This is a genomic window from Hahella sp. NBU794 (assembly GCF_050749805.1).
Classification (GTDB): domain Bacteria; phylum Pseudomonadota; class Gammaproteobacteria; order Pseudomonadales; family Oleiphilaceae; genus Hahella.
In genome coordinates this window covers 1,497,685-1,520,949 of sequence record NZ_CP192738.1, presented here as the reverse complement: position 1 = coordinate 1,520,949, position 23,265 = coordinate 1,497,685, and the positions used below count along the sequence as shown (strand labels likewise).

The following is a 23,265-nucleotide window of genomic DNA, read 5'->3' as shown; positions in this document are numbered from 1 at the left end:
CATGCAGTTACGCCAGCATCCAGACCTCCAAATTGAGCCTATTGCGATAGTTAATGGCGCGCTCACCCTCATTCATCCAGTACTGACGGACGCTGACGCAGCCTCTGTTATGGAGGACTTGACCCAGCACTTGGCCTGGCGCCAGGACAGCCTGCGCATCCAAGGCCGCACTATTCCCATCCCGCGCCTGCAGGCCTGGTATGGAGAAGCGCACTGCCATTATGCTTATTCTGGTCTGCGCCTGAGTCCCACTCCATTCTCTCCACTGCTGCAACAGTTGCGTCATATCGCGTCTGAACACGCCTCCACGGAGTTCAACTGTGCGCTGTGTAACCTGTATCGGAACGGCCAGGACAGCGTTTCCTGGCATGCGGATGATGAGCCTGAGCTGGGACCAACCCCCATCATTGCTTCTTTCTCTTTTGGGGCAACGCGTAATTTTCAGATCAAGCCCAAACGAGGCGGCCAAACCCTGGCGATAGAGCTGATGCATAACTCGCTGCTGATCATGTCAGGAGACATGCAGCGCCACTGGCGCCATCAACTTCCCAAAACCAAAACGCCAGTGGGTCCGCGATTGAATCTGACTTATCGAAATATTCTCGCCGTCTGATGGATCCCCCAACCCTGATGACCGTCGCAGCTCACCAGTAAACGGTTGCGCATCCTCAATGATGAATTAGAATCTGCGGCGTGGTTATCCGTTAAACCAGTTTCGAGAAAAACATGTCTATTAACGACAAGCTGCGCAGGCAGCTTTATATCATTATTTTTCACGCTGACACCCCGGCCGGCAAAGCCTTTGACATAGCGTTGATCGGCGGAATTCTTATCAGCGTGCTGACCGTGATGCTGGACAGCGTCAGTGAGCTGCGCATGAAATACGGCGACTGGTTCGTGGCCGTTGAGTGGCTTTTCACAATCCTGTTCACAGCTGAGTACCTGCTGCGAATCTACTGTGTGGACAAACCCATTCGGTATATTTTCAGCTTTTATGGCATCGTCGACCTGCTCTCCATCCTCCCCACCTATTTGAGTTTGTTCGTGGGCGGCGCGCACTATCTGCTGGTCATCAGGGTGCTTAGAGTTCTGAGGGTGTTTCGTATCCTGCGGCTGGCGAAGTACGTTTCCCAGGCCAACCTGCTGTTGCACGCGATTCGCCAAAGCCGGCAAAAAGTTACGGTGTTTCTGTTTTCCATCCTGGTGCTGGTCACTTTGTTCGGCTGCATGATGTATCTGATAGAGGGCCCCGCTAATGGTTACACCAGCATTCCGCGCAGCATCTATTGGGCAATCGTTACACTTACCACCGTGGGATATGGAGATATCGCTCCAAGGACAGACCTTGGTCAAGGCATGGCGGCGATGGTCATGGTGATGGGTTACGCCATCATCGCCGTGCCAACAGGTATTTTTACCGCAGAACTTTCCAACGTATTGCGCAACAACTACCTGAGTCTGGCCTGTCGTTCCTGTGAAAAAGATTTACATGAAGCGGAAGCTCGTTTTTGCAGCCATTGCGGCGCGCGACTTCCTTTGGGGACAGTTGTGAAGCCAGTTAAAGCTCAGAGTTGAGGCATGCGGCCAAAGACGCCGCACGCCTTTTAGTGCATAGTACGGATACTATGGATAGTACGGAGGGACGCCCTAGTGACGTCTCTCCGCAATTTTCAGTTGCTTGAGCTTCTGCTGAACCATGCCAAATAACGTATTGCGGCTATAGACGCCTTTTTCGTTTGGCTGTCCAACGCGCAGGCCAGTCAAAATCTCCAGCGCCTCTCCTACATTCCTGACGGAATAAATGAAGAATTTCTTCTCCTTGCAGGCGTCCAGCACACGCTTGTTCAGCATCAGATTGTGCTCGTTGGAAGCGGGAATAATCACGCCCTGCTCCCCACTCAGCCCTTTGATGCAGCAGGTTTCGAAGAAGCCTTCAATCTTCTCGTTGACCCCGCCAACCGGTTGAGAATCGCCGAACTGGTTCATAGAACCGGTAATTGCAATGTTCTGCCTGATTGGCGCATCGGCAATCGAAGAAATGATCGCGCAAAACTCCGCCATGGAAGCACTGTCGCCATCGACTTCGCTGTAAGACTGCTCAAAGGCGATACTGGCGGAAATTCTGATCGGACCATTCTTACCGAAAATAGAAGCCAGATACGCAGACAGGATCATCATGCCCTTAGAGTGAATAGCGCCGGCCAGCTTAACGTCGCGCTCGATATCGATCACTTCGCCATCGCCATAATGCGTGGTCGCAGTCACCCGGCTCGGCACGCCAAACTCATGATCGCCCGTACTCAACACCGACAACGCATTGATTTGGCCCACTTTCTCTCCAACTGTGGAAATCAGTGTAGTGCCATCGCGGATGCTGTCGAACACTTGATCACGAATTCGACTGGAGCGATATTCCGCGCTGCGCAGCGCTTTGTCCACATGCTCTGAATGGATCATTTTCGCTTTGGCGTCGTTGGCCCAGTAGTTACTCTCACGCAACAGATTAGCGATATCCGCCGCGTGCAAAGACAACCGGTTCTGATCTTCCGCGACGCGAGCGCTATGCTCCAGGATTCTCATCACCGCGTAGCGATCACAAGGCATCAGCCCCTTTTCGCGCACTAGGCTGGTAATAAAGCGGGCATAGTGCATTTGAGTTTCAGGAGTGCGCGAAATCTCACTTTCAAAGTCCGCCGTCACCTTGAACAGTTCGCCGAAGTCTGGATCATACTGCTGCAGCAACAGGTATGTATCTCTGTCGCCGAACAGCACGATTTTCACTTCCAGCGGCATTGGCTCCGGTTCCAGAGAAATCGTACCGGACAGCGTGATCTCTTTCTCCAGCGCATTCATGACCACATTGCCTGAGCGCAGCGTGCGCTTGATTGCATCCCAGACAAAAGGCTGCTCAAGTACTTTGACCGCGTCCATGAGGAGATAGCCGCCATTAGCGCGATGAAGAGCGCCGGGACGGATCAGGGTAAAGTCGGTAAATACCGTGCCTTTATAAGTGACGTTCTCCACCGCCCCAAACAGGTTGAAGTAGTTTGGGTTGTCTTCCACGACGATCGGCGCATTGCCATTGGCGTCGTGATGCACCATCACGTTCACCTGGTACCGTCTGGGCAGTTTGTTATCCATGGTGGCCGCAGCCAGAGCCGCCTGTTCTTCCCCGTCGTCCAGAAAAATCTCAACGTTTTTCAGCAAATCCGCCTGAATTTGTTCCAGATGCTCAACGACTTCTGTGTGCTCGCGATACTTTTTCTTCAGGTTATCGATCAAGTGCTGAGAAACCGCCAGCGCAATCTCTTCATTCAGCGCCTGCTGTTTATCCGCATATTCCTGTTCCCACTGGCTGAGTCGACGCAGCACCGTGCGGAGCTTTTTCTCCAGCTTGTTGATCGCGTCTTCAAACTCCTGTTGGCGAGCTTCCGGGAGTTCCGCAAACGTGTCCGCGCTGTATGGCTTCTCGCCGTCCGTCGCCACCAGACGATAACCGCCCGGCGTCGTCACAGTCAGGCTGATTTGCTGTTTTTTGGCCGCGTTGGCGATGCGACTAAGCGATTTTTCCTGCTTCTGACTCAGCTCGTTTTTAATCTGCTCTGCGCGCTCGTAGTAAGATTCGTTGTCAAAGGCCTGCGGAATGCCCTTTTGCAGGCGCACCAACAGTTGTTCCAAATCTTTCTTTAACGGCATTCCCAGACCGGCAGGAAGACGCAGCACTTTGGGCGAGCGCACATCGTCAAAGTTGTTGACGTAGCACCAGTCGCTGGCGACCGCATCGGAACGTTTTTTCTCCAGGAAGCGCATGATCATCGTCCGCTTACCCAGACCGTTGCGGCCAATGGCGTATATGTTGTAGCCGGCATCCGCCATGGATATGGCGAACTGCACCGCCTCCTGGGCGCGATTCTGCCCAAGAATGCCTTCCAGCGGCTCCAGCGCGCGGGTGCTGCTGAATTTAAAATCTTTTGTCAGACAGGGTTTGTAGAGCGATTGGATTGGTAGGGGCTTTTTCTTAGTCATAGACTCCGCCCGAGCTAAATCGGGGCGTCAAAATGCGTGTATAGATCGCTGCTCGCCACGCCGGCTCACCTGCGACTTCCCAAAAAAGGGTCAAGTTTAACCAAATCGGCTTTAGCACAAAACCGCTTTTACACAATTATCCAAGATGCTCTCCGCCACGCCCGCCAATGCTAGAAGACCTACAAAAGCGCTGACGATTGATCAGGCGAGCTAAAGTTTTTCCTACACCCGCCGTTATAAGTTTAGCGTAACTCCGGTTACGGTGACGCCGGCCGGAAACAGGGCCAAACGCAACAATTCAAGGCGAGTTAATACAACAATAGGGAATGATTGAAAAAATGAAAGACAACCTGTTAGAGGAAATCCAGACATGTACATTAATGACGCCAGAAACAGGCCTTCCCCCCCCAGTTCGGCTTCCCTGAAGCAGGCCGCTCAAGTCGAGTCCACGCCGGCGCAGGCGCCCCTGATAGAAGGCGAGCTGCATGATCGCCGCATGCGCCCTGATCGTCGGCGCAGCGATGAAAACGACTACGACGGCCAGGAACGCCGCAAAAGGCGAGAGCGACGCACCCCCAAACTGCTCGGGGCGCGAGACGGGCAACCGGAAGAGCTGGAGAATAGAACAGGAAGGCTGGTGAATACTGCCGTTTAGCCCCTCGCCATCAACCACACGGCTTGCGCCAGCTCACAAAACACGAAGCTGAGCATTTATTATCCAAATCCAATTAATAAAATAAGCAGCCCGATAAAGGGAATCCATCGGGCTTAACGCTATTACCCAAAAGATACAGACTCAGCATAAGATCATGCAGGAAGTGACTTTTCCCTCCCAATCAGAACGCCGCATCAAAGTACGGCACACCACAACAGCCATGACAGCAATGGTTTGTCTATCAGGCCTGTTCAGCCGCTCCAAAACTCGTATCGTCGTTAACTGCATAGACTTTAATCGCTATGGTATGGCGTTTCACAGTAGTCAGAAATTTCGTCTGGGCGAGAAGATTGAACTTTGTTTCCGGGGCCGCTACATTGCTGAAAATGGCATTCAGGCGCAGATTGTTAACTGCCGCGAACATGAGCATGGCTTCAGATACGGTATCCAATTCGCTTACTGCGCCTCCAGCAGAGATTATTCCAGAGAAGTTGATAATGCTTTGTCCCGTATTGAAGGCTTATTCAGCAAAGCACAGGAAGCCTGTCGCTCAAGGGCTTCATGACTGAGCCGTTGACCATGCTGGACTGCGACGGACTGATTCTCGCTGGCGGCAAAGGACAGCGCGCGGGCGGCAATGACAAAGGGCTGCTATCTTGGCGCGGCCAGCCTCTCGCCCAACACATACATTCCACATTCGCCAAAACCTGCGAACGAGTTCTAATCAGTTGTAATCGCAACAGGACGCAGTATCAGCGCATGACGCCTTTTGTCTTTTCCGATGACTGGGGAGAGTTTGCCGGCCCTCTGGCGGGCATCTACTCCGCCCACCCCTATATGAGTAAAGAGTGGCTATTGATCAGCCCCTGCGATACGCCACTTCTCAGACCTGAATACGCGCTTCGCATGTTTGCCGGCAGACGCGACAACCTGATAAACATCGCCTGGGATGGAGAACGATTGCAGTATCTTCACTGCCTGCTTCCCGCCAGCAGTTTTGAAGATATTCTTCGCTATCTACAGAGCGAGGGACGTAGCGTCAAACGCTGGCTGGATTCACGCCCCTTGCAACAAATCGACTTCAGCGACTGCCCGGAGATGTTCTATAACATCAATACACTGGAAGAACTGGCGAATCTGGACAAGTCCCAAGAACAGTAACAGAAATACGCCCACTGCTCGTTTCGTCTCAAACTACCGAAGTTATTCAGACTCAGAACTCCATTCTCCCGCCCTGGCCTGATCGCTTTCCTTGGCCTCCACCCAGTGCTCCCCTTCCGCCGTCAGTTCCTTCTTCCAGAATGGCGCCTGCACCTTTAAATAATCCATGATGAACTCACAGGCGGCGAAAGCATCACCACGATGAGCGCTGGCGGCCACCACCAGGACAATCTGATCTCCCGCCCAAAGCTCGCCCACTCGATGGATGACTCTCACCCCATTCAAATCCCAGCGCTGAGAAGCTTCTTCTGCAATTTTAAGCAGTGACTTTTCCGTCATGGCCGGATAGTGCTCCAGATAAAGTCCTTTCACATCAGGCTTATCACTGAAGTCACGCACCAGGCCGACAAAACTGCAAACCGCGCCGACACTGGTGTCGCCATCCGTCAATCGACGCGTTTCTTCTCCGAGATCAAAGTCGTCCGTTGTCACATCGATGTTTATGTTGTCACTCATCGTTCAGAAACCACCTAATGAAGGCTGCGCGTAACGCGCAATAGATAAAGAAATGCTGACTAACACTTTAAGTTTTTAAGGAAAGAATTTCTAATAGGCGGCCGTCGTTCAAACAAACCGAAATAAAAAAGAAGCTGTGAAAGGAGCCCGTCATGAGCTACATGCTGCTCAAACACATTCATATGACCTGCGTTGCGCTAACCTTTGCGTCGTTTACCCTGCGCTTTATATGGATGATTCTGGAAAGTTCGCTCTTGCAGCGTAAGTTAGCCAAGATTCTTCCTCACATTATCGACACAGTGCTACTCCTGAGCGCCATAGGACTCACACTCAAGCTCCAGCAATACCCTTTCTATAATGGATGGCTCACCGCAAAAGTGGTGGGGTTAATCATTTATATTGCGTTAGGCGTGTTCGCGCTCAAGAGAGGCAAGACAAAAGGGACTCGCATCCTGTTCGGACTTGGCGCTTATATGGCGTTCGCCTATGTCGTCATGGCCGCACTGACTAAAAGCAGCTGGCCATTACCGTTTTAAAACCTTCCGCCAAATTAGTATTGCGTGCCGCTTTTATCCTCGGGTTCTAGGTCACCCGGCTTAGGTGGCGTCACGTAATAACGCTTCTGGTCAAGCTCTTTGACTTCAGGATCGCTCACAGGGTTTCGTTTCCGACTATTAACCACCCAAATCACGACCGCGACCACGATAGCTAGCAATACGACCCACTTCATATTCGTTCTCCCTCTCCACAACAGCTCAAGTTATATTTTCGATTCTACAATCACTGTCGCCAATTGCAGACAATCTAACTATTTGAAATTTATAACAATAATTTCAAATACCGGCGTTCTGGTAAGAAAAAGGCAACCCTTTTCACAATAGTCCAAATCCAGAAAGAGATAAACAAAAAGCATAACTCTTTGTTTTTTAAGCAAATTACCAACATCCCGTCATTATTGGCACGAATCCTGACTAAGAGCGCGGGGCGTTATCTGTTTATAACGTCAACTTATAACTCTAACTCTACTAATAGGGGAATGATTTGAATCAAGTTAACTTTGAGGTCAAAGCCCTTTCATACTTAAAAAGTATTTTTCACCGCGCCAAATCAAATTGTAGATCCATCACCGCTATTTTTAGCTTCACTCTGGCAAGCGCTGTCTTAACCGGGTGTGGCGGTGGTGGAGGATCTGGAAGCGACTCTTCCAGTATCGACGGGAATACTCCCCAAATCGCCGCAGCGAAGCAATCAACGAACTACGCCCGTAGTGCGTTTATCATCTGGGAACCACCTTATACTCGTGAAGACGGCAGCGAAATCGAGCTATATGAATTAGAAGGCTACCGCGTGTACCACCAGCATGAATCAGACAACGACTGGAAATACGTCGAAGTTGGGGACCAGCAATTTGAGTATGCGTTTTCCAATCTGGAAAAAGGCGTTCACTATTTCGCTGTCACGGTTCTGGATATAAACGGGATGGAAAGCGAACCTTCCAAGATTATGACCAAGAAGATCCTTTAACGCCGATCAACAACTCATCCGACCAAGGACAATACTCGATACGGAAAAATAGAGAGAAGGAATATGGACAAGGAAACGCAATAAGGGCGGCTAAAAGGCCGCCCTTATATTTTGTATTGAGCAAATACGCTCTAGGAAGATCTGGCCTTATTCAGCCTCAACTGGAGCGACGGGCGCTTCTTTCTCTTTGGATGGCATCTTCGGCATCAATTTATCTCTAATCGCAGTTTCGATTTCTATCGCAATCTCAGGGTGCTCTTCCAGATATCTTGAGGAGTTCGCTTTACCTTGACCGATCTTGTCGCCTTTGTAGCTATACCATGCGCCAGACTTATCAACAAAGCCTTCCTTCACGCCCAGATCGATAATCTCTCCGGTGCGGTAAATTCCGCGCCCGTACATGATCTGGAAATCCGCCTGTCTAAAAGGAGGAGACACTTTGTTTTTCACCACTTTCACGCGAGTCTCGTTACCAACGACTTCTTCTCCTTCTTTGACAGAGCCGACGCGGCGAATATCAAGACGGACGGAAGCATAGAACTTAAGCGCGTTACCGCCAGTAGTGGTTTCTGGCGATCCGAACATTACACCGATTTTCATACGAATCTGGTTAATGAAGATCATCAAGCAATTCGCTTGCTTAACGCTGCCGGTCAACTTTCTCAGCGCCTGAGACATCAAACGGGCTTGCAGACCAACATGGGAGTCTCCCATTTCGCCTTCGATCTCCGCTTTCGGCGTTAGTGCAGCAACGGAGTCAATAATGATGACGTCAACCGCGCCGGAGCGTACCAGCATATCGGCGATTTCCAGAGCCTGCTCGCCCGTATCGGGCTGAGAAACCAGCAATTGATCGATATTAACGCCAAGCTTCTCTGCGTAAATAGGGTCCAGCGCATGCTCAGCATCAACGAACGCACAGGTCTTGCCCTGACGCTGCGCTTCTGCGATCACCTGCAAAGTCAAAGTGGTTTTACCGGAGCTCTCAGGTCCATAGATCTCGACAATACGTCCGTATGGCAAGCCGCCTATGCCGAGTGCGATATCCAGTCCAAGCGAGCCAGTAGAAACGGAAGGAATAATTTCTCTCGGCTGCTCGCCCATCCGCATAACTGCGCCTTTACCAAACTGACGCTCAATTTGTGATAAAGCGGCCGTCAACGCCTTCTTACGATTGTCATCCATTCTTAAACACCCTTTATTTCATTTAACCGGTACGAGTTGTTATTCCAACCCAGAATTACTGTATAAATTGACAGCATTATTCCACAAGCCGACGGACAAAGTCACGCTTAAATTTTCTACAAATTGCTTTCCAGCATCGCTATCGCCCCCCGCAATCCCTCAGCAACGGACTGCACGCGCACCTGTTCCCTGTCTCCAGAAAAATGAAAGCTCCGCGCCACAACCAAGTCCCGAAATCTCCATGCAACCCAGACCAGCCCAACGGGCTTTTCTGCGGTTCCGCCTCCAGGGCCCGCTATTCCGCTCACAGCGATAGCAAGCTGCGCTTGCGCGAGCTGCAAGGCGCCAAGCGTCATCTCTTTCACAACCTCTTCGCTGACTGCGCCATATCGCATCAGGGCCTCCGACGACACTTGTAAGCGCGACTGCTTGGCGTCATTGGAGTATGTGACCACGCCTTCCTCAAACCAATTCGAACTACCCGCAACGGAGGTAATCGCATAGGCGATTCCACCGCCGGTACAAGATTCCGCTGTCGTCACCTTCAGGCCCCTCTCACGCAGGATTACGCCTAAACGCGCCGCCAGGCTCTTGATCTCATCGTTCATTCCGTCACCATCAACCCCAATTTAAATACAGGAAGGGCGCGCATTACGCTCAGGGACAATGATCGGCCTCCTTTATTAAGGCCATGGCTTTCCCTTACAATCCCGCCTTCATTCATAAAATTACACAATCCTTTTGTTCTGTCATGTCCGCTATTGAATCCGCAATCAAACCCCAACACACGCCAATGATGCAACAGTATCTTGGCATCAAGGCGAAACATCCTCATCAGCTCGTATTCTATAGAATGGGCGACTTCTATGAGCTGTTCTACGAAGACGCCCGCCGCGCCGCGGAGCTGCTGGATATCACCTTGACTCAGAGAGGCCAGTCCGGCGGACAGCCCATTCCCATGGCGGGCGTTCCCTTCCATGCCGCAGAGGGATATATCGGCCGCTTGGTTCGTCTTGGCGAATCCGTCGTCATCTGCGAGCAGGTTGGCGACCCGGCCACCAGCAAAGGGCCGGTAGAACGCAAGGTCGTCAGAGTCGTCACGCCGGGCACGCTCAGCGATGAAGCCTTTCTAGAAGAGAAGTCGGACAACTTACTGTTAGCAATAAGCGCTTATAAAGATTTATTCGGCCTGGCGACGCTGGATATCGCCGGCGGACGCTTTTTGATCCAGGAAGTGCGTGGAGCCGAAGCGTTAGCCAGTGAACTGCAACGCCTGCGACCCGCTGAGATTCTGGTCAGCGAACAGTTCCCTTTTCTGACGCTATTGGAAAACTACACAGGCGTGCAAAAGCAGCCGCCCTGGTACTTTGAACAGGAAACGGCCCAGCGCCTGCTATGCCAGCAATTTCGCACTAAAGACCTGGCTGGATTCGATTGCGAAGGCATGAGCGTCGCCATAGAAGCCGCCGGCTGCCTGTTTCAGTATGCCCAAGAGACGCAGCGCTCTCAGCTTCCCCATATTCGCACAATGATTCGGGAGCGCCGCGAAGACTCCATCATTCTTGACGCCGCCAGCCGCAGAAACCTTGAAATTGACGTTAATCTGGCGGGAGATTCCCGGCACACGCTGGCATGGGTCATGGACAAGTCCGCCACCGCTATGGGCAGCCGCATGTTGCGCCGTTGGCTGAATCGTCCATTGCGCAGCCAGGAAGAAGTGCGCCAGCGTCAAAACGCAATTAAAGAGCTGCTGGAAGGCTATCAGTTCGAAGCATTACACGAAACGCTCAAACAGATTGGCGATAGCGAACGCATTCTGTCTCGGGTCGCGTTACGCTCAGCGCGCCCCCGCGATCTCGCACGCTTGAGGGATACTCTGACGCTCCTGCCTGATTTGCAAAAGCAGATGGAGGAGCTAAGTGACGCTCACCTGCATCGTCTGGCCAAACAAATCAGTGAATTTCCAGACATCGCCGACCTTCTCACCCGCGCCATAGAAGAAAACCCTCCTGTCGTCATTCGCGATGGCGGTGTGCTTCGCCAGGGTTTCGATGAAGAGCTGGACGAATTGCGCGGAATCAGTGAAAACGCAGGTGACTATCTGCTGGAAATTGAGAAACGCGAAAAAGAACGCACGCAGTTATCCTCTTTAAAAGTGGGCTATAACCGCGTTCACGGTTACTTCATCGAGCTGAGTCGCACACAATCCGACCAGGCGCCCGCAGATTACATTCGACGCCAGACACTGAAAAACGCTGAACGCTTTATTACTCCCGAGCTGAAAACTTTTGAAGATAAAGCGCTTAGCGCCAAGAGCCGCGCATTGAGCCGGGAAAAGATGCTTTATGACCAAATTCTGGAAACCATCGCAGAACAGCTCGCTCCCCTTCAGGACAGCGCTCGCGCCCTATCAGAACTGGATGTGCTGTCCAACTTTACGGAAAGAGCGCTAACACTGAATTTGGTCTGCCCAGAGCTGACAGATGAGCACATGCTGCATATCGAAGGCGGTCGTCATCCAGTTGTTGAGCAAGTCAGTCAGGAGCCGTTCGTCCCCAACGATCTGGATCTGCAGGACAAACATCGCATGCTGATCATTACCGGCCCTAACATGGGCGGTAAGTCCACCTACATGCGCCAGACTGCCTGTATTGTCATCCTGGCTTACTGCGGCAGCTTTGTACCCGCAGCTCAAGTTATCATCGGCCCGATAGATCGCGTATTCACCCGTATGGGGTCCTCCGACGACATCGCTGGCGGGCGCTCCACGTTTATGGTGGAGATGACTGAAACCGCCAACATCCTGCACTACGCAACCCGCCAGAGTCTGGTCTTGATGGATGAAGTCGGCCGCGGCACCAGCACCTTTGACGGACTTTCGTTGGCCTGGGCCTGCGCAGAGCACTTAGCTCAGGAAATTCAGGCCTTTACCCTGTTCGCCACACACTACTTTGAACTGACTGCGCTACCCAAGACACACACAAATGTCGCCAACGTGCACCTGACCGCCACGGAGCACAATGACAGCATTGTCTTCCTGCATACCGTACACGAAGGCCCAGCGAGCAAGAGCTACGGAATACAGGTGGCGCAACTGGCGGGGGTGCCGTCGCAGGTTATCAACCAAGCGCAAAAGCAATTGAAACAGCTGGAAAGCGGCGGGTCCAAGCCCGCATTGACGGCTCCTGCGCCATCGCTTCAGGACGATTTGTTCGCTCGAATCGAGCCTAGCGAGGTGGAGACCCGCCTGCAAAAACTCGACGTGGATTCTCTTTCTCCGCGAGATGCATTAAATATGCTGTATGAGCTGAAATCGATAAGTAAGAACACCTGAAAACTCAGGTATCCCGGGCGTTGCAAGAGCGCCTCGGGTTGCTTGCGCCGAAAGGGTTTTCTACAATACTAAATCGCGCGGCCCAACGGTCACTGAGCAATCGCGCAGAGTTTCATAATAAGGGATCAGACCATGACTTTTGTTGTTACCGAAAATTGCATCAAGTGCAAATACACCGATTGCGTCGAAGTGTGCCCAGTGGACTGCTTCTACGAGGGTCCTAACTTCCTCGTCATCGATCCAGACGAATGCATCGACTGCGCGTTGTGTGAGCCAGAGTGCCCGGCCGAAGCCATTTTTTCCGAGGATGAATTGCCGGAAGATCAAAAGGAATTTATCGCGCTGAATGAAGAGCTGTGCCGCGTCTGGCCGAATATCACGGAGAAAAAAGACGCGCCTGCTGATGCGGATGACTGGAAAGGCGTTAAGGGCAAACTTAAAGATCTGGCGCGCTGATACAAATTAGCGTCCAGCTTCAGACATAAAAAAAGAGGGCTTCAAGCCCTCTTTTCTTTTTAACGAATGCTACGGCGCACACTTTTCCTGATATAACGCCTGCAACTTACTGCGCCGCTGAGCAATTTCTTCGTCAGAGACATACTCAGGCGTGCCGTCATCTTTAATGCGCGCAAAGGCGTATCCCTGGTCAATCTGATTGATATCCTTTCTAAGCTCCGCACAGTAATTATCTAATTTGGCTTTTTGAGCCGCGCGCTCTTTTTCATGAGCGACCCGCGCGGCTTCCTCCACTTTATACTGCTCATAGATACGCTGGTAACGCTGTCCGACCTGCTCCGCATCACGCTTTTGCGCATCCGAAACATTGGGCTGAACTTTGATGACTTTGGCGTCCTTATGCTGGCGCGTATCGCTGAAATGTACTTCGCCATGCTCATCGACCCATTTATAGATTTCCGCCTGCGCAGACGCGCCAAAGCAGAATAGCAGCGCAACGGCTATGCCGCTCATGGGAGGATTTCTAACGATGTGCCTAGCCACTTTAGTCACCTTGCAATAACTGCTGTACCGGCTTATAGCTGCGCCGATGTATTTCCGTCACCCCCAGCTCCTTCAACGCGGATAAATGCTGAGCCGTTGGATAACCTTTATGCCCCGCCAGCCCGTACCCAGGGAAAATTGCGTCTAATCTATCCAGTTCTTCGTCACGCTCTACTTTAGCTAGTATAGAAGCCGCCGCAATGGCCGCCACTTTGCTATCGCCTTTAACAATCGCTTCCGCTGGCATCTCCAACTTGGGGATTTTGTTACCGTCTATCAGAGCCAAATCCGGCGTAACCTGCAAGCCTGCTACGGCGCGCTGCATCGCCAGCAACGAAGCCTGCAAGATATTAATTTGATCAATCTCTTCGACAGTAGCCCACCCCGTCGCCCACGCCAGCGCTTTTTCTCTAATTTCCTGTGACAACGCAACCCGCTGACGATGACTTAGTTTTTTAGAGTCATTCAGGCCTTCAATAGGCTTTTCTGGATTTAATATAACCGCCGCCGCCACGACAGGGCCAGCCAAAGGCCCCCTGCCAACCTCGTCGACGCCAGCTACAAGCTCGTCAGTTTCCTGATCGAACAGACCAATCTGCGAATTACTCATGTTATTGTCCTTCTTTGGCGCCTTGAGCCTCGGCACGCCCTTTTTCAATTAACTCTGCAATGGCCCGCGCCGCGACCACACTAGCGTTTTGCCGTATGAGCTTGTGCAATCCTTCAAACTCGCCTTCAAGACTTCTTCGCCGCTCCACGTCCAGCTCTTTTAGTAACGCGCCTCCCAGCTTGGAAGGCGTAGCGTCGTGTTGAATCAGCTCAGGGACCAAAGCTCTATCCGCCAGCAGGTTCGGTAAAGAGATATACTTTGCTTTCAATAAGCGCCGCATAATCCAGTAGCTGAGCGTCGCAAGCTTATAGGCCACTACCATCGGGCGCTTCACCAACATCGCTTCAAGCGTCGCTGTTCCTGAGGCCAGCAGTATAGCGTCCGCAGCCATCATGCATTCACGTGAATGCTGATCAATCAGAGTAACAGGTAGTCGGCCGCCATGAGATTGCAGCTGTTGCTCTATTTGCACTCTTCGCGCTTGATTGGCGGCGGGAATCAGAAATCGAACATCAGGGCGTCGTTGATGCAGCCAAGCAATGGTTTCAATAAAAGTGGGCCCCAAGCGAGAGACCTCACCGCCTCTGGAGCCGGGCAACACAGCGACAACTTCACCCGACGCATCAATACCAAGTTCATGGCGCATTGCCACTTTATCGGGATGAAGCGGAATAATTTCCGCCAAAGGATGCCCAACAAATTTTACCGGCACATTATGCTCGCGGTAAAAGCGCGCCTCGAAAGGCAGCAGCGTCAGCATCAGATCAACTGCTTTGGCGATTTTGAAGACACGATTCTGTCGCCAGGCCCACACAGAAGGGCTAACGTAGTGAGCGGTCTTAATTCCCGCCTGACGCAGCTTTAATTCGATGCCGATAGTGAAATCTGGGGAGTCAATACCAAGAAAAAGATCGGGAGGGTTCGCGGTAAAGTGCTCAACTATGCGGCGGCGCATAGCCAATAATTCCGGCAGCCTGCCAAGCACCTCCACCAATCCCATAATTGAAAGGCGCTCCATTTGAAAGAAGGTGTTAAATCCTTCTTTCAGCATCCGCTCACCGCCGATACCTTCAAAAGTCGCCTGAGGGTATAGGGCCTTTAATTCTTGCATCAGGCCCGCCCCCAACAAGTCGCCGGAAGCCTCTCCGGCGACAATGCCGATGCGAATCGGTCGTTGTGATATGGGCGTCATTTTAGGCGACTATCTAACGATGCCTCGGGCAGAGGATTGTACGCTGCGTAGGAAGACGCCTACTTCGGCAAACTCCTCGGCTGGCGCTTTAAGCTTCTCTATTGCTTGCTCAAGCGTTAATCCTTGTCGGTACAGCGTCTTATAAGCACGGCGCAACTCCAGGATTATCTCACTGGAGAAGCCCCGACGCTTCAATCCCTCGACATTCAGACCATGAGCCTTAGCGGATTGTCCTCCCGCCATGATATAAGCAGGGATATCCTTCAAAACGATACTGCCGCCAGCACACATGCTGTGCTCACCAATCTTGCAAAACTGGTGCACCATGGTTCCGCCGCCGAGAATCGCCCAATCGCCAATATACACATGCCCTGCGAGGGTCGTCATATTCGCCAGAATACAGTTATTTCCAACCACACAGTCATGAGCGACATGAACGTACGCCATGAAAAGGTTATTACTGCCAATCTTAGTAGCGCCGAGATCTTGAACAGTCCCTCGATGAATCGTGCAGCTCTCACGGATGACGTTATTGTCGCCGATCTCTAAAACGGTAGGCTCGCCATTGTACTTTTTGTCCTGACATTCCTCTCCCACGCTGGCGAATTGGAAGATACGGTTGTTCTTTCCTATCTTTGTGGGGCCTTTGATCACTACGTGAGAATTGACCACTGTCCCAGAGCCAATTTCAACATCGGCTCCGATATAACTCCATGGCCCAATCTCCGCATCAGCGGCGATTTTGGCTCCCTGTTCAACAATCGCCTGAGGGTGAATGGACATTAAAGCCTTCTCTCAGCAGTTAAAATTTCCGCGCTGCAAACGACATTTCCATCAACCAGCGCCCGGCAGGCGAATTTCCATATGCCGCGCTTGTCAGTCACAATTTCCGCTTCTAGACGCAATTGATCTCCTGGAACGACAGGCTTTTTAAAGCGCACTTTATCCGTCCCGGCCAAATAGTAGGTATAACCATCCGCAGGTTTTTTGCCTGTGGTGACAAACCCAAGAATTCCGGCCACCTGAGCCATTGCCTCAATAATAAGCACGCCAGGCATAATAGGGTGATCAGGGAAGTGACCGGTAAATTGCGGTTCGTTGTAAGTGATGTTCTTCACACCAGCAATAAACTCGCCCGGCTTAATCTCCAGCACCCGGTCCACTAACAGGAATGGGTATCTGTGAGGTAAGTATTCTTTAATTTCATTAATTTCCATATTTGGAAAGCCTCAACAACATGATTGCACAATGCCGGATAAGTTTATGAATATCGATTATACAGAGCCGTTGGCCCGGATTCTCGATCCTTTACAGTTCGCTTTCAATCCGCATCGGACTTTCGGCGGCCGCCCTGTTCCAGCACCCTGACCCTACGCGCCAACTGATCCAACTGTCGGAAACGGGCCACATTTTTTCGCCACGAAGCATTGGGCTCAACCGCAGTGCCAGAAGAATAAATTCCTGGCTCTTTAATATTATGAGTCACCAATGTCATTCCCGTAATTTGCACCTGATCCGCTATTTCCAGATGGCCGGCAATGCCTACGCCGCCACCGATCATGCAATGCTTGCCTATCGACGAGCTTCCCGAAACGCCTACACAGGCCGCAATAACAGTATATGCGCCAACTCTGACGTTGTGGGCGATTTGTATCTGGTTGTCCAACTTCGCCCCGGTTTCGATGACCGTGTCATCCAATGCGCCACGGTCGATCGTTGTATTGGCGCCTATTTCAACATCGTCGCCAATAACAACACCACCAAGCTGGGCGATTTTGGCCCAGTCTCCCCTATTAGGAGCAAAACCAAAGCCATCAGAGCCAATAACAGCGCCGCTATGGATAAGCACTCTCGCACCAATACTCACGCCGTGGTAGACAGTAACATTGGGACGTAGCTGAGTATTCGCTCCAACGACAGAACCCACGCCGATATAACAACCGGGGCCAACAACCACCCCATCGCCTATCTCCGCGTCGTCCTCAACGACTGCATTCGATCCAATGGTCACGCCGTCGCCAAGTTTGGCGCTTTCTGATACAACGGCGGAGGTAGATACGCCACTCATACTCGACCATTGAGGGGCAAACAACTGACTACAAAGAGCATACCCGAAGTATGAGTTTTCCATCATCAGTACATTGGTCGAACACTGATCAGCGAGGCTGGATGGAAGGATGACGGCGGATGCGCAAGTATCTTTCAAATGCTTTAGATAGTTCTTGTTAGCCAAAAAACTGATCTGTCCAGCCTGAGCCTTTTGCAACGTCGCCAGCCCTTTCACTTCTACTGAGCCATCGCCCCGCAGCTCAGCGCCAATCCGAGAAGCGATATCCGCCAGCGTATATGAAAGGTCTGTCTTACCCATGAACTCCAGCCTCTGAAACTTATTTGGCGCTGTTAAGCGCTTCGATCAACTTTGCAGTCAAATCCAGAGAAGGATTAGCGTACACCGCCAATTTGCTGGGTAAGATGACATCCACTTTCTCTTTTTCCGCTATTTTCTTCAGCGCGTCGTCAACCTTGGGCTTGGATTCCTGCAAAAACAGTTCTTCCCGCTTAGAGATCGCAGATTGATATTTGTTTTTCAGAAAATTGAATTCCTGCGCTTTTTCTTCCAGCTCTGCATTAAGCTTAGTGCGCTCAGTTTCACTCATGATGGCGGAGTCTTTTTTCAAGCGCTCCTGCATTTTCTGCGCCTGCTCGCCAACTTCTCTTAATCTGGCTTCTTCGTCAGCAAAATCTTTCTTAAGATTCTCGCCAAACTTTTTGGCCGCTTGAGAAGAAAGCAACGCCGTACGCAAGTCAACTACCGCCACTTTCTGAGCCGCACTCACCATTCCAGCGTATCCTGTGCTTACTAACGCCAACGCCAAAGCGGCAATTCGAATCAATTTCATATTGGGCTCCTTAAACTTAAACATTTATCTCTATCGGCTGACTGGAAACCACCAGTGAGGACGCAGAGTTTATAGAGTTCTGCGTAACTTGGCTAACACCGCCAAGCCTTCACTGTCTCGGTTATATGCCGCAAAGACCAGAAAAATCCTGCGCGCGTACTAGGCGACGCGCCAGGAAAATCATTTCGTTCTTTAGAACGTTTGCCCCAGCAAGAACTGGAAGAATTGGGTTTTATCGCCTTCCTTGTCGTTCAGGGCTCTTCCGAGACTGAAGGACAAAGGACCGATAGGTGTTACCCACGTCATCGCGACGCCAGCAGAAAAACGAAGCTCATCGAAGGAGGGATCGTATCCCCTAGCTGTGTCGAACACATTTCCGCCATCCAAAAACACTACACTACGGATCTGAGAACGGTCTTTTACAAAGATAAAAGGCACTATCAACTCAAGGCTGGACTCAACCTGTACATTACCGCCAAAGGGATCCTGATCTCTGTCCGGATTACTAGGATGCGGCGTACTCTTTGGTCCTAGCGTATTGGCCTTGAAGCCGCGTATAGATCCAAATCCGCCAGCATAGTAATGCTCAAAAAACGGCAAGCGATCATTGTCGCCATACCCATCGCCATACCCCAAGTCAGCTCTTAACTTAAGCGCCCACTCCTGGTCTTCTGACAACGGGAAGTATTGGGTGTTGTTGTAGTTCAACTTGTAGAAATTGTAGTCACTCAACTCTGGTAACGTGACCTTCACAGAGAAAGACTGCGAGTTACCCGACGTTGGGAATAAGCCTTTGTTTAGAGTGGAGCGGCTCCACCCGGCGGACAAATCAAAGAAGCTGTAGCTAGAGCCAAATTCATTAGTGAAATCAGAGATTTCCTGAACAGGGTACTTGGGCAGCTTAATACGGGTGTGAGTATAGCCTGAGCTAAAGGTCAGCCTTGAGAATCTATCAATTGGATAACCGAAGTTAACGGAGCCGCCCATGCTGTCTTTCAAATATGCGGCGACATCATTGTCATCATCGTCATAGTCTGTTTCCTTGTAAAACAGACTGAAGCCTCTGCTTACCCCATCAACGGTATAATATGGGTTGGTGTATGAGAAGTTGGCGCTCTGAACGCTCTTGCTTTTGTTAACCCCGAATGACACCCGACGGCCCGTTCCCAGGAAGTTCTTCTCCGCCACACTGGCGCCGACAGTCGCGCCGCCATCCTGCGAGTAGCCCAAACTTGCGGAAAGGCTGCCGGTAGGCTGCTCTTCCACAGAATAGTTCACATCTATCTGATCGTTGGTTCCAGGAACCAGAGGCGTTTCCACAGTAACGGTTTTGAAGAACCCTAAACGCTCCAGTCTGGATTTGGACGCTTCGATCAAGTCTGTCGAAGCTGCCGCAGACTCCATCTGCACCATTTCCTGACGCAGCACCTCATCGCTGGTTGAAGTGTTGCCGCTGAAGTTGACTCGGCGCACATATGTACGACGGCCCGGTTCAACATAAAAGGTAACCGAAGCGGTATTATCGTCGTGCGGTTCAGGAATAGCATTCACACTCGCGAATGTATAACCATCGTTCCCCAGACGTTTGGAAATGATGTCCGATGTTACCGTAAGGAGCTGACGGGAGAATGTATCGCCAGGTTTCACTACAATCAGCTTGCGTAACTCTTCTTCTTCGACTTTCAAGTCGCCCTTTAAAGCAATGTCGCGAATTTTGTACTGAGGCCCTTCATTCACGTTAACCGTGATGAACACTTGCTCTTTATCTGGAGAAACGGAGACCTGCGTAGATTCGATACTGAACTTGATGTATCCATTATCCAGGTAATGTGAGCGAATACGCTCCAAGTCGCCATTCAATTTCTGCTTGGAGTACTTATCACTGCTGAAAATTGACGCCCAAAACCCGGTTAACTTGAGCTGCATAAGATCGCGCAACTCGTCATCCGAAAAGGCGTTATTACCGACAAAATTAATATGCTGGATGGCTGAAACCGGACCTTCCTTGATTTTGATATTCAACTGCACGCGGTTACGGGGCAACTCCTCCACTTCCGCTTTCACAGAAGCATTGTAGCGCCCCTGCGCGACATAGCTGCGCAAAATTTCCAGCTCAATACGCTCCAGCGTCGAGCGTTGAAACACCTCCCCTTCCGAAAGCTTGGCGGACTTAAGGCCTTCCATTAAATCTTCGGTGGGTAGGTTTTTATTTCCCTCAACTTCAATCTTGCTAATCGATGGACGCTCAGTCACATTGATGATCAGCACATCGCCTTCCCGGCTCAGCTTGATATCGGTAAACAGTCCCGTCTTAAAAAGCGAGCGGGTAGCGTCCGCAAGCTTCTTTGAGTCAACGCTCTCTCCCACATTGACAGGGAACGCGGTAAAGACGCTTCCAGCGGACACTCGTTGCAAACCATCCACTCGAATATCGGAAATGTCGAATTGATCATCTGCAGCGTAAGAAAAAGCGGCCGTGAGCCAAACAAAGATAAAAAGCAATACTCTCATGTAATCAACACACGTGATGGGAGCCGAAGATTCAGCATTATTTACTACAATTTGGAGAGGTCGTTATAGAACGCTAACAACATTACGAAAGCAATGAGGGCCATCCCGACTTTTATCCCAAGCTGTTGTTTTTCTTCAGATAAGGGTTTGCCCCGAATAAGTTCGACAAAATAATACAATAAATGCCCGCCATCCAATACCGGTATTGGCAACAAATTCAGGATACCCAGACTAATACTTAAATATGCAAGAAAGCCAAGAAACGCCTCCAAACCGGATTTAGCAGAGATTCCGGCAGCCGAAGCAATGGTGAGAGGCCCGCCAAGATTTTCGACCGAAATCCGTCCGGTTACGATTTTTTTCAGCGCAGTCAACGTCAGTAGAGACATATCCCAGGTCTCTTCCAGCGCCTTGCCTACCGCCACAAATGGCGAATACTTCACGTCGCGCAGCATTCCAGGCGGCCATTCAGTCGCTTTCGCCTCCGCCCCAATTACGCCGTAGGTCTCACCATTGTGCTCCCTTGCCTCGGGGCGAACGCTAATATCCAGCGACCGACCAGCTCTTTCCAGGGACAACGTTAATTGTTTTTCAGGAGACGCTTTTATTTCACGAACAAAGTCAGACCAGTTGCCGACAGGGCGGCCTTCAACCGCCACAATTCTATCGCCAGGCTCCATCCCTCCTTGCTGAGCGCGTCCGCCCTGAGTCACGCCGTGAACCACCGCAGGCGCATCAGGAACGAAGCTCCTCATTCCCAGTTCCAATACAGGGTTAGGCTCAACTTTTCCGATAAGCCAATCATTAATCGGCACAGTCGCGTCGTGAGGGAGACTTTCGTCAGGGAGGCGATAACCGAATTCAATAGCGCCAGTATCACCAAGACGCCCGACCAACTGCATGTTGACGTCGCCCCAGCTATATACCGGAGAACCATCAACGCTGGTCAGCTCCGCGCCCGCGACAATCCCTGCCTGCTGCGCAGGAGAATTGATAGATACGCTTCCTACGACCGGAGCCAATGTTTGGATACCGAGCACAAACATACACCAGTAGGCGAAGACAGCGAATATAAAGTTCGCCACAGGCCCAGCCGCCGCGATGGCTATACGCTTGCCCACCGCCTGCTGATTGAAAGTCAGATGTCTTTCTTCAGCAGAGACATCACCTTCCCTCTCATCCAGCATTTTGACATAGCCGCCCAAAGGTAAGGCAGCAATCACAAATTCAGTGCCTTGCTTATCCCGCCATGTCAGCAGAGGAGATCCAAAGCCAACGGAGAACCGCAAAATTTTGACGCCACAGCGCCGCGCCACCCAAAAGTGACCGAATTCATGGATGGTGACCAGCACCCCCAATGTAACTATAAACGCTAAGGCTTTTTGAAAAAATTCCATGCTCTCTATTGTAAATATATCTGAGCGACCTTCTAGTGAGACTTACGGAATGACAACTCCGCCAGCCAACTCATTAATGGCTTTCGAGGCATATTGACGGGCTACTCTGTCAGCTTCAATTACAGTTTCGACAGAATCCGCTCGCACAATAGAACCTTTCAGCAAACTCTTTTCAATAACAACGGGAATATCGACGAACCGGATGCCGCCTTGAAGAAACGCATCTACCGCCACCTCGTTGGCAGCGTTAACTACCGCCGGCGCAGTTCCACCAAGTGCAAAGGCTTCTTCAGCCAGCCTCAAACAGGGAAAACGCGCCTTATCCGGCTTTTCGAAGTGCAGCTTCCCAATAGAAAACAGATCTAACGGCTCAACACCTGCATCGACCCGTTCCGGCCACGCCAACCCATAGGCGATAGGCGTACGCATATCCGGGTTGCCCATCTGAGCCAAAATAGAACCATCCACATACTCAACCATGGAGTGGATTATCGACTCAGGATGCAAATGCACTTGAACAGAGCCTGGAGCCAGATCGAACAACCAGCATGCTTCGATCAACTCCAACCCCTTGTTCATCAAGCTCGCGGAATCAACTGAAATTTTACGCCCCATAGACCAGTTCGGGTGCTTACACGCCTGCTCCGGCGTTACCTGCTGTAATTGCTCACGAGAAAAGTGGCGAAACGGGCCCCCGGACGCAGTCAACAGGACACGAGTAACCCCATGTGCAGCAAGTGATGCAGAATCGTTTAAGCGTTGCGCCGCCTCTGGCAGGCATTGGTATATCGCATTATGCTCACTATCAATAGGAAGGAGTTCAGCGCCATGCTTTCTCACAGCGTCCATGAACAGCCCGCCAGTCATTACCAGCGCCTCTTTGTTGGCGAGCAGTATACGCTTTCCGGAGTTCACCGCCGCTAATGTGGGAGTCAATCCAGCCGCTCCGACTATAGCGGCAACGACAACATCAACATCCTTAGCGGACGACGCCTCGCACATAGCCTCAACGCCCACTCTAACCTCAGTAGAGAGGCCTGAGTCACGAAGGCGCTGCTTAAAATCCGCTGCGCCCGCATCAGTCGCCAATATAGCGAATTTTGGCCGATGTTTAATGCAGATAGAAAGGAGCTCGTCCAGGTTACTGTGAGCCGTGGCGGCGTAAAGCTCATACCGATCGGAATGACGGGCCATCACATCCAGGGTGCTGCGCCCAATAGAGCCCGTAGCTCCTAAAACAGTAACTCGCTTCATA

The 23,265-nt window shown here is 51.3% G+C and carries 24 protein-coding genes; 9 read left to right on the top strand and 15 right to left on the bottom strand.

Annotation, left to right across the window (positions count from 1 at the left end; genetic code table 11):
• Position 1: 1 nt before the first annotated feature.
• Positions 2–613, top strand: a complete 612-nt coding sequence (locus tag ACQYWX_RS06855) for an alpha-ketoglutarate-dependent dioxygenase AlkB family protein (protein WP_431688312.1) — start codon at positions 2–4, stop codon at positions 611–613.
• A gap of 113 nt (positions 614–726) precedes the next feature.
• The gene (locus ACQYWX_RS06850) at positions 727–1,575 is read left to right on the top strand and encodes an ion transporter (RefSeq protein ID WP_216734981.1); all 849 of its coding nucleotides are present in this window, start codon (positions 727–729) and stop codon (positions 1,573–1,575) included.
• 72 nt (positions 1,576–1,647) lie between these two features.
• Here ACQYWX_RS06850 and ACQYWX_RS06845 read toward each other — a convergent pair whose 3' ends face one another.
• On the bottom strand, positions 1,648–4,026 hold the full coding sequence (locus ACQYWX_RS06845) for a Lon protease family protein (protein ID WP_216734982.1): 2,379 nt from the start codon (positions 4,024–4,026) through the stop codon (positions 1,648–1,650).
• 370 nt (positions 4,027–4,396) lie between these two features.
• Between ACQYWX_RS06845 and ACQYWX_RS06840 the strand changes: the two genes are divergently transcribed.
• The 3 genes from ACQYWX_RS06840 (at position 4,397) to mobA (ending at position 5,842) form a co-directional block, all read left to right on the top strand.
• Complete coding sequence (locus ACQYWX_RS06840) at positions 4,397–4,681, top strand: hypothetical protein (protein WP_431688311.1); 285 nt, start codon at positions 4,397–4,399, stop codon at positions 4,679–4,681.
• A gap of 154 nt (positions 4,682–4,835) precedes the next feature.
• Positions 4,836–5,246: a PilZ domain-containing protein gene (locus tag ACQYWX_RS06835; RefSeq protein ID WP_279503197.1), complete on the top strand. Its 411-nt coding sequence runs from the start codon at positions 4,836–4,838 to the stop codon at positions 5,244–5,246.
• A complete protein-coding gene (gene mobA, locus ACQYWX_RS06830) occupies positions 5,243–5,842 on the top strand; it encodes a molybdenum cofactor guanylyltransferase MobA (protein WP_431688310.1) in 600 nt (199 codons plus the stop codon). Before ACQYWX_RS06835 ends, mobA begins: the two co-directional genes overlap by 4 nt.
• A gap of 42 nt (positions 5,843–5,884) precedes the next feature.
• Here mobA and moaE read toward each other — a convergent pair whose 3' ends face one another.
• Positions 5,885–6,358, bottom strand: coding sequence for a molybdopterin synthase catalytic subunit MoaE (gene moaE, locus ACQYWX_RS06825; protein WP_216734986.1), 474 nt, complete (start codon positions 6,356–6,358; stop codon positions 5,885–5,887).
• Positions 6,359–6,510: 152 nt separating this feature from the next.
• Here moaE and ACQYWX_RS06820 point away from each other — a divergent pair, with 152 nt between their 5' ends.
• Positions 6,511–6,894 carry a SirB2 family protein gene (locus ACQYWX_RS06820; protein ID WP_431688309.1) on the top strand — a complete coding sequence of 128 codons (384 nt, stop codon included), beginning with the start codon at positions 6,511–6,513 and terminating at the stop codon, positions 6,892–6,894.
• Positions 6,895–6,908: 14 nt separating this feature from the next.
• On the opposite strand, the gene ACQYWX_RS06815 is transcribed toward ACQYWX_RS06820, so the two are convergent.
• The gene (locus ACQYWX_RS06815; protein WP_216734988.1) at positions 6,909–7,088 is read right to left on the bottom strand and encodes a hypothetical protein; all 180 of its coding nucleotides are present in this window, start codon (positions 7,086–7,088) and stop codon (positions 6,909–6,911) included.
• Positions 7,089–7,399: 311 nt separating this feature from the next.
• Here ACQYWX_RS06815 and ACQYWX_RS06810 point away from each other — a divergent pair, with 311 nt between their 5' ends.
• Positions 7,400–7,882, top strand: coding sequence for a fibronectin type III domain-containing protein (locus ACQYWX_RS06810; protein WP_216734989.1), 483 nt, complete (start codon positions 7,400–7,402; stop codon positions 7,880–7,882).
• Between the two features lie 147 nt (positions 7,883–8,029).
• Here ACQYWX_RS06810 and recA read toward each other — a convergent pair whose 3' ends face one another.
• Positions 8,030–9,067: a recombinase RecA gene (gene recA / locus ACQYWX_RS06805; RefSeq protein WP_431688308.1), complete on the bottom strand. Its 1,038-nt coding sequence runs from the start codon at positions 9,065–9,067 to the stop codon at positions 8,030–8,032.
• Positions 9,068–9,183: 116 nt separating this feature from the next.
• On the bottom strand, positions 9,184–9,675 hold the full coding sequence (locus tag ACQYWX_RS06800) for a CinA family protein (protein WP_431688307.1): 492 nt from the start codon (positions 9,673–9,675) through the stop codon (positions 9,184–9,186).
• A gap of 143 nt (positions 9,676–9,818) precedes the next feature.
• On the opposite strand from ACQYWX_RS06800, the gene mutS reads away from it, so the two are divergent.
• Positions 9,819–12,401, top strand: coding sequence for a DNA mismatch repair protein MutS (mutS, locus tag ACQYWX_RS06795; protein WP_431688306.1), 2,583 nt, complete (start codon positions 9,819–9,821; stop codon positions 12,399–12,401).
• A 132-nt stretch (positions 12,402–12,533) separates the two neighbouring features.
• Entirely contained in the window at positions 12,534–12,857 is a 324-nt protein-coding gene (fdxA, locus tag ACQYWX_RS06790) for a ferredoxin FdxA (protein ID WP_011398974.1), read from the top strand.
• A 69-nt stretch (positions 12,858–12,926) separates the two neighbouring features.
• Here the strand turns inward: fdxA and ACQYWX_RS06785 are convergent, their stop codons facing one another.
• The 10 genes from ACQYWX_RS06785 to ispC form a co-directional block, all read right to left on the bottom strand.
• Complete coding sequence (locus ACQYWX_RS06785; RefSeq protein ID WP_279503192.1) at positions 12,927–13,370, bottom strand: DUF4124 domain-containing protein; 444 nt, start codon at positions 13,368–13,370, stop codon at positions 12,927–12,929.
• 31 nt (positions 13,371–13,401) lie between these two features.
• Complete coding sequence (gene rnhB / locus ACQYWX_RS06780) at positions 13,402–14,010, bottom strand: ribonuclease HII (protein ID WP_431688305.1); 609 nt, start codon at positions 14,008–14,010, stop codon at positions 13,402–13,404.
• A 1-nt stretch (position 14,011) separates the two neighbouring features.
• Positions 14,012–15,202 carry a lipid-A-disaccharide synthase gene (gene lpxB / locus ACQYWX_RS06775; RefSeq protein ID WP_431688304.1) on the bottom strand — a complete coding sequence of 397 codons (1,191 nt, stop codon included), beginning with the start codon at positions 15,200–15,202 and terminating at the stop codon, positions 14,012–14,014.
• 9 nt (positions 15,203–15,211) lie between these two features.
• Positions 15,212–15,985, bottom strand: a complete 774-nt coding sequence (gene lpxA / locus ACQYWX_RS06770) for an acyl-ACP--UDP-N-acetylglucosamine O-acyltransferase (RefSeq protein ID WP_216734996.1) — start codon at positions 15,983–15,985, stop codon at positions 15,212–15,214.
• Positions 15,985–16,419, bottom strand: a complete 435-nt coding sequence (gene fabZ / locus ACQYWX_RS06765) for a 3-hydroxyacyl-ACP dehydratase FabZ (protein WP_011398979.1) — start codon at positions 16,417–16,419, stop codon at positions 15,985–15,987. The genes lpxA and fabZ overlap by 1 nt, the downstream gene beginning before the upstream one ends.
• 104 nt (positions 16,420–16,523) lie before the next feature.
• Positions 16,524–17,570, bottom strand: a complete 1,047-nt coding sequence (lpxD, locus tag ACQYWX_RS06760; RefSeq protein WP_431688303.1) for a UDP-3-O-(3-hydroxymyristoyl)glucosamine N-acyltransferase — start codon at positions 17,568–17,570, stop codon at positions 16,524–16,526.
• 19 nt (positions 17,571–17,589) lie between these two features.
• Positions 17,590–18,102, bottom strand: coding sequence for an OmpH family outer membrane protein (locus ACQYWX_RS06755; RefSeq protein ID WP_127969051.1), 513 nt, complete (start codon positions 18,100–18,102; stop codon positions 17,590–17,592).
• Between the two features lie 192 nt (positions 18,103–18,294).
• Positions 18,295–20,613, bottom strand: a complete 2,319-nt coding sequence (gene bamA / locus ACQYWX_RS06750; protein ID WP_279503187.1) for an outer membrane protein assembly factor BamA — start codon at positions 20,611–20,613, stop codon at positions 18,295–18,297.
• A 44-nt stretch (positions 20,614–20,657) separates the two neighbouring features.
• Entirely contained in the window at positions 20,658–22,010 is a 1,353-nt protein-coding gene (rseP, locus tag ACQYWX_RS06745) for an RIP metalloprotease RseP (RefSeq protein ID WP_431688302.1), read from the bottom strand.
• Between the two features lie 42 nt (positions 22,011–22,052).
• A complete protein-coding gene (ispC, locus tag ACQYWX_RS06740) occupies positions 22,053–23,264 on the bottom strand; it encodes a 1-deoxy-D-xylulose-5-phosphate reductoisomerase (RefSeq protein WP_431688301.1) in 1,212 nt (403 codons plus the stop codon).
• Between the last annotated feature and the right edge of the window lies 1 nt (position 23,265).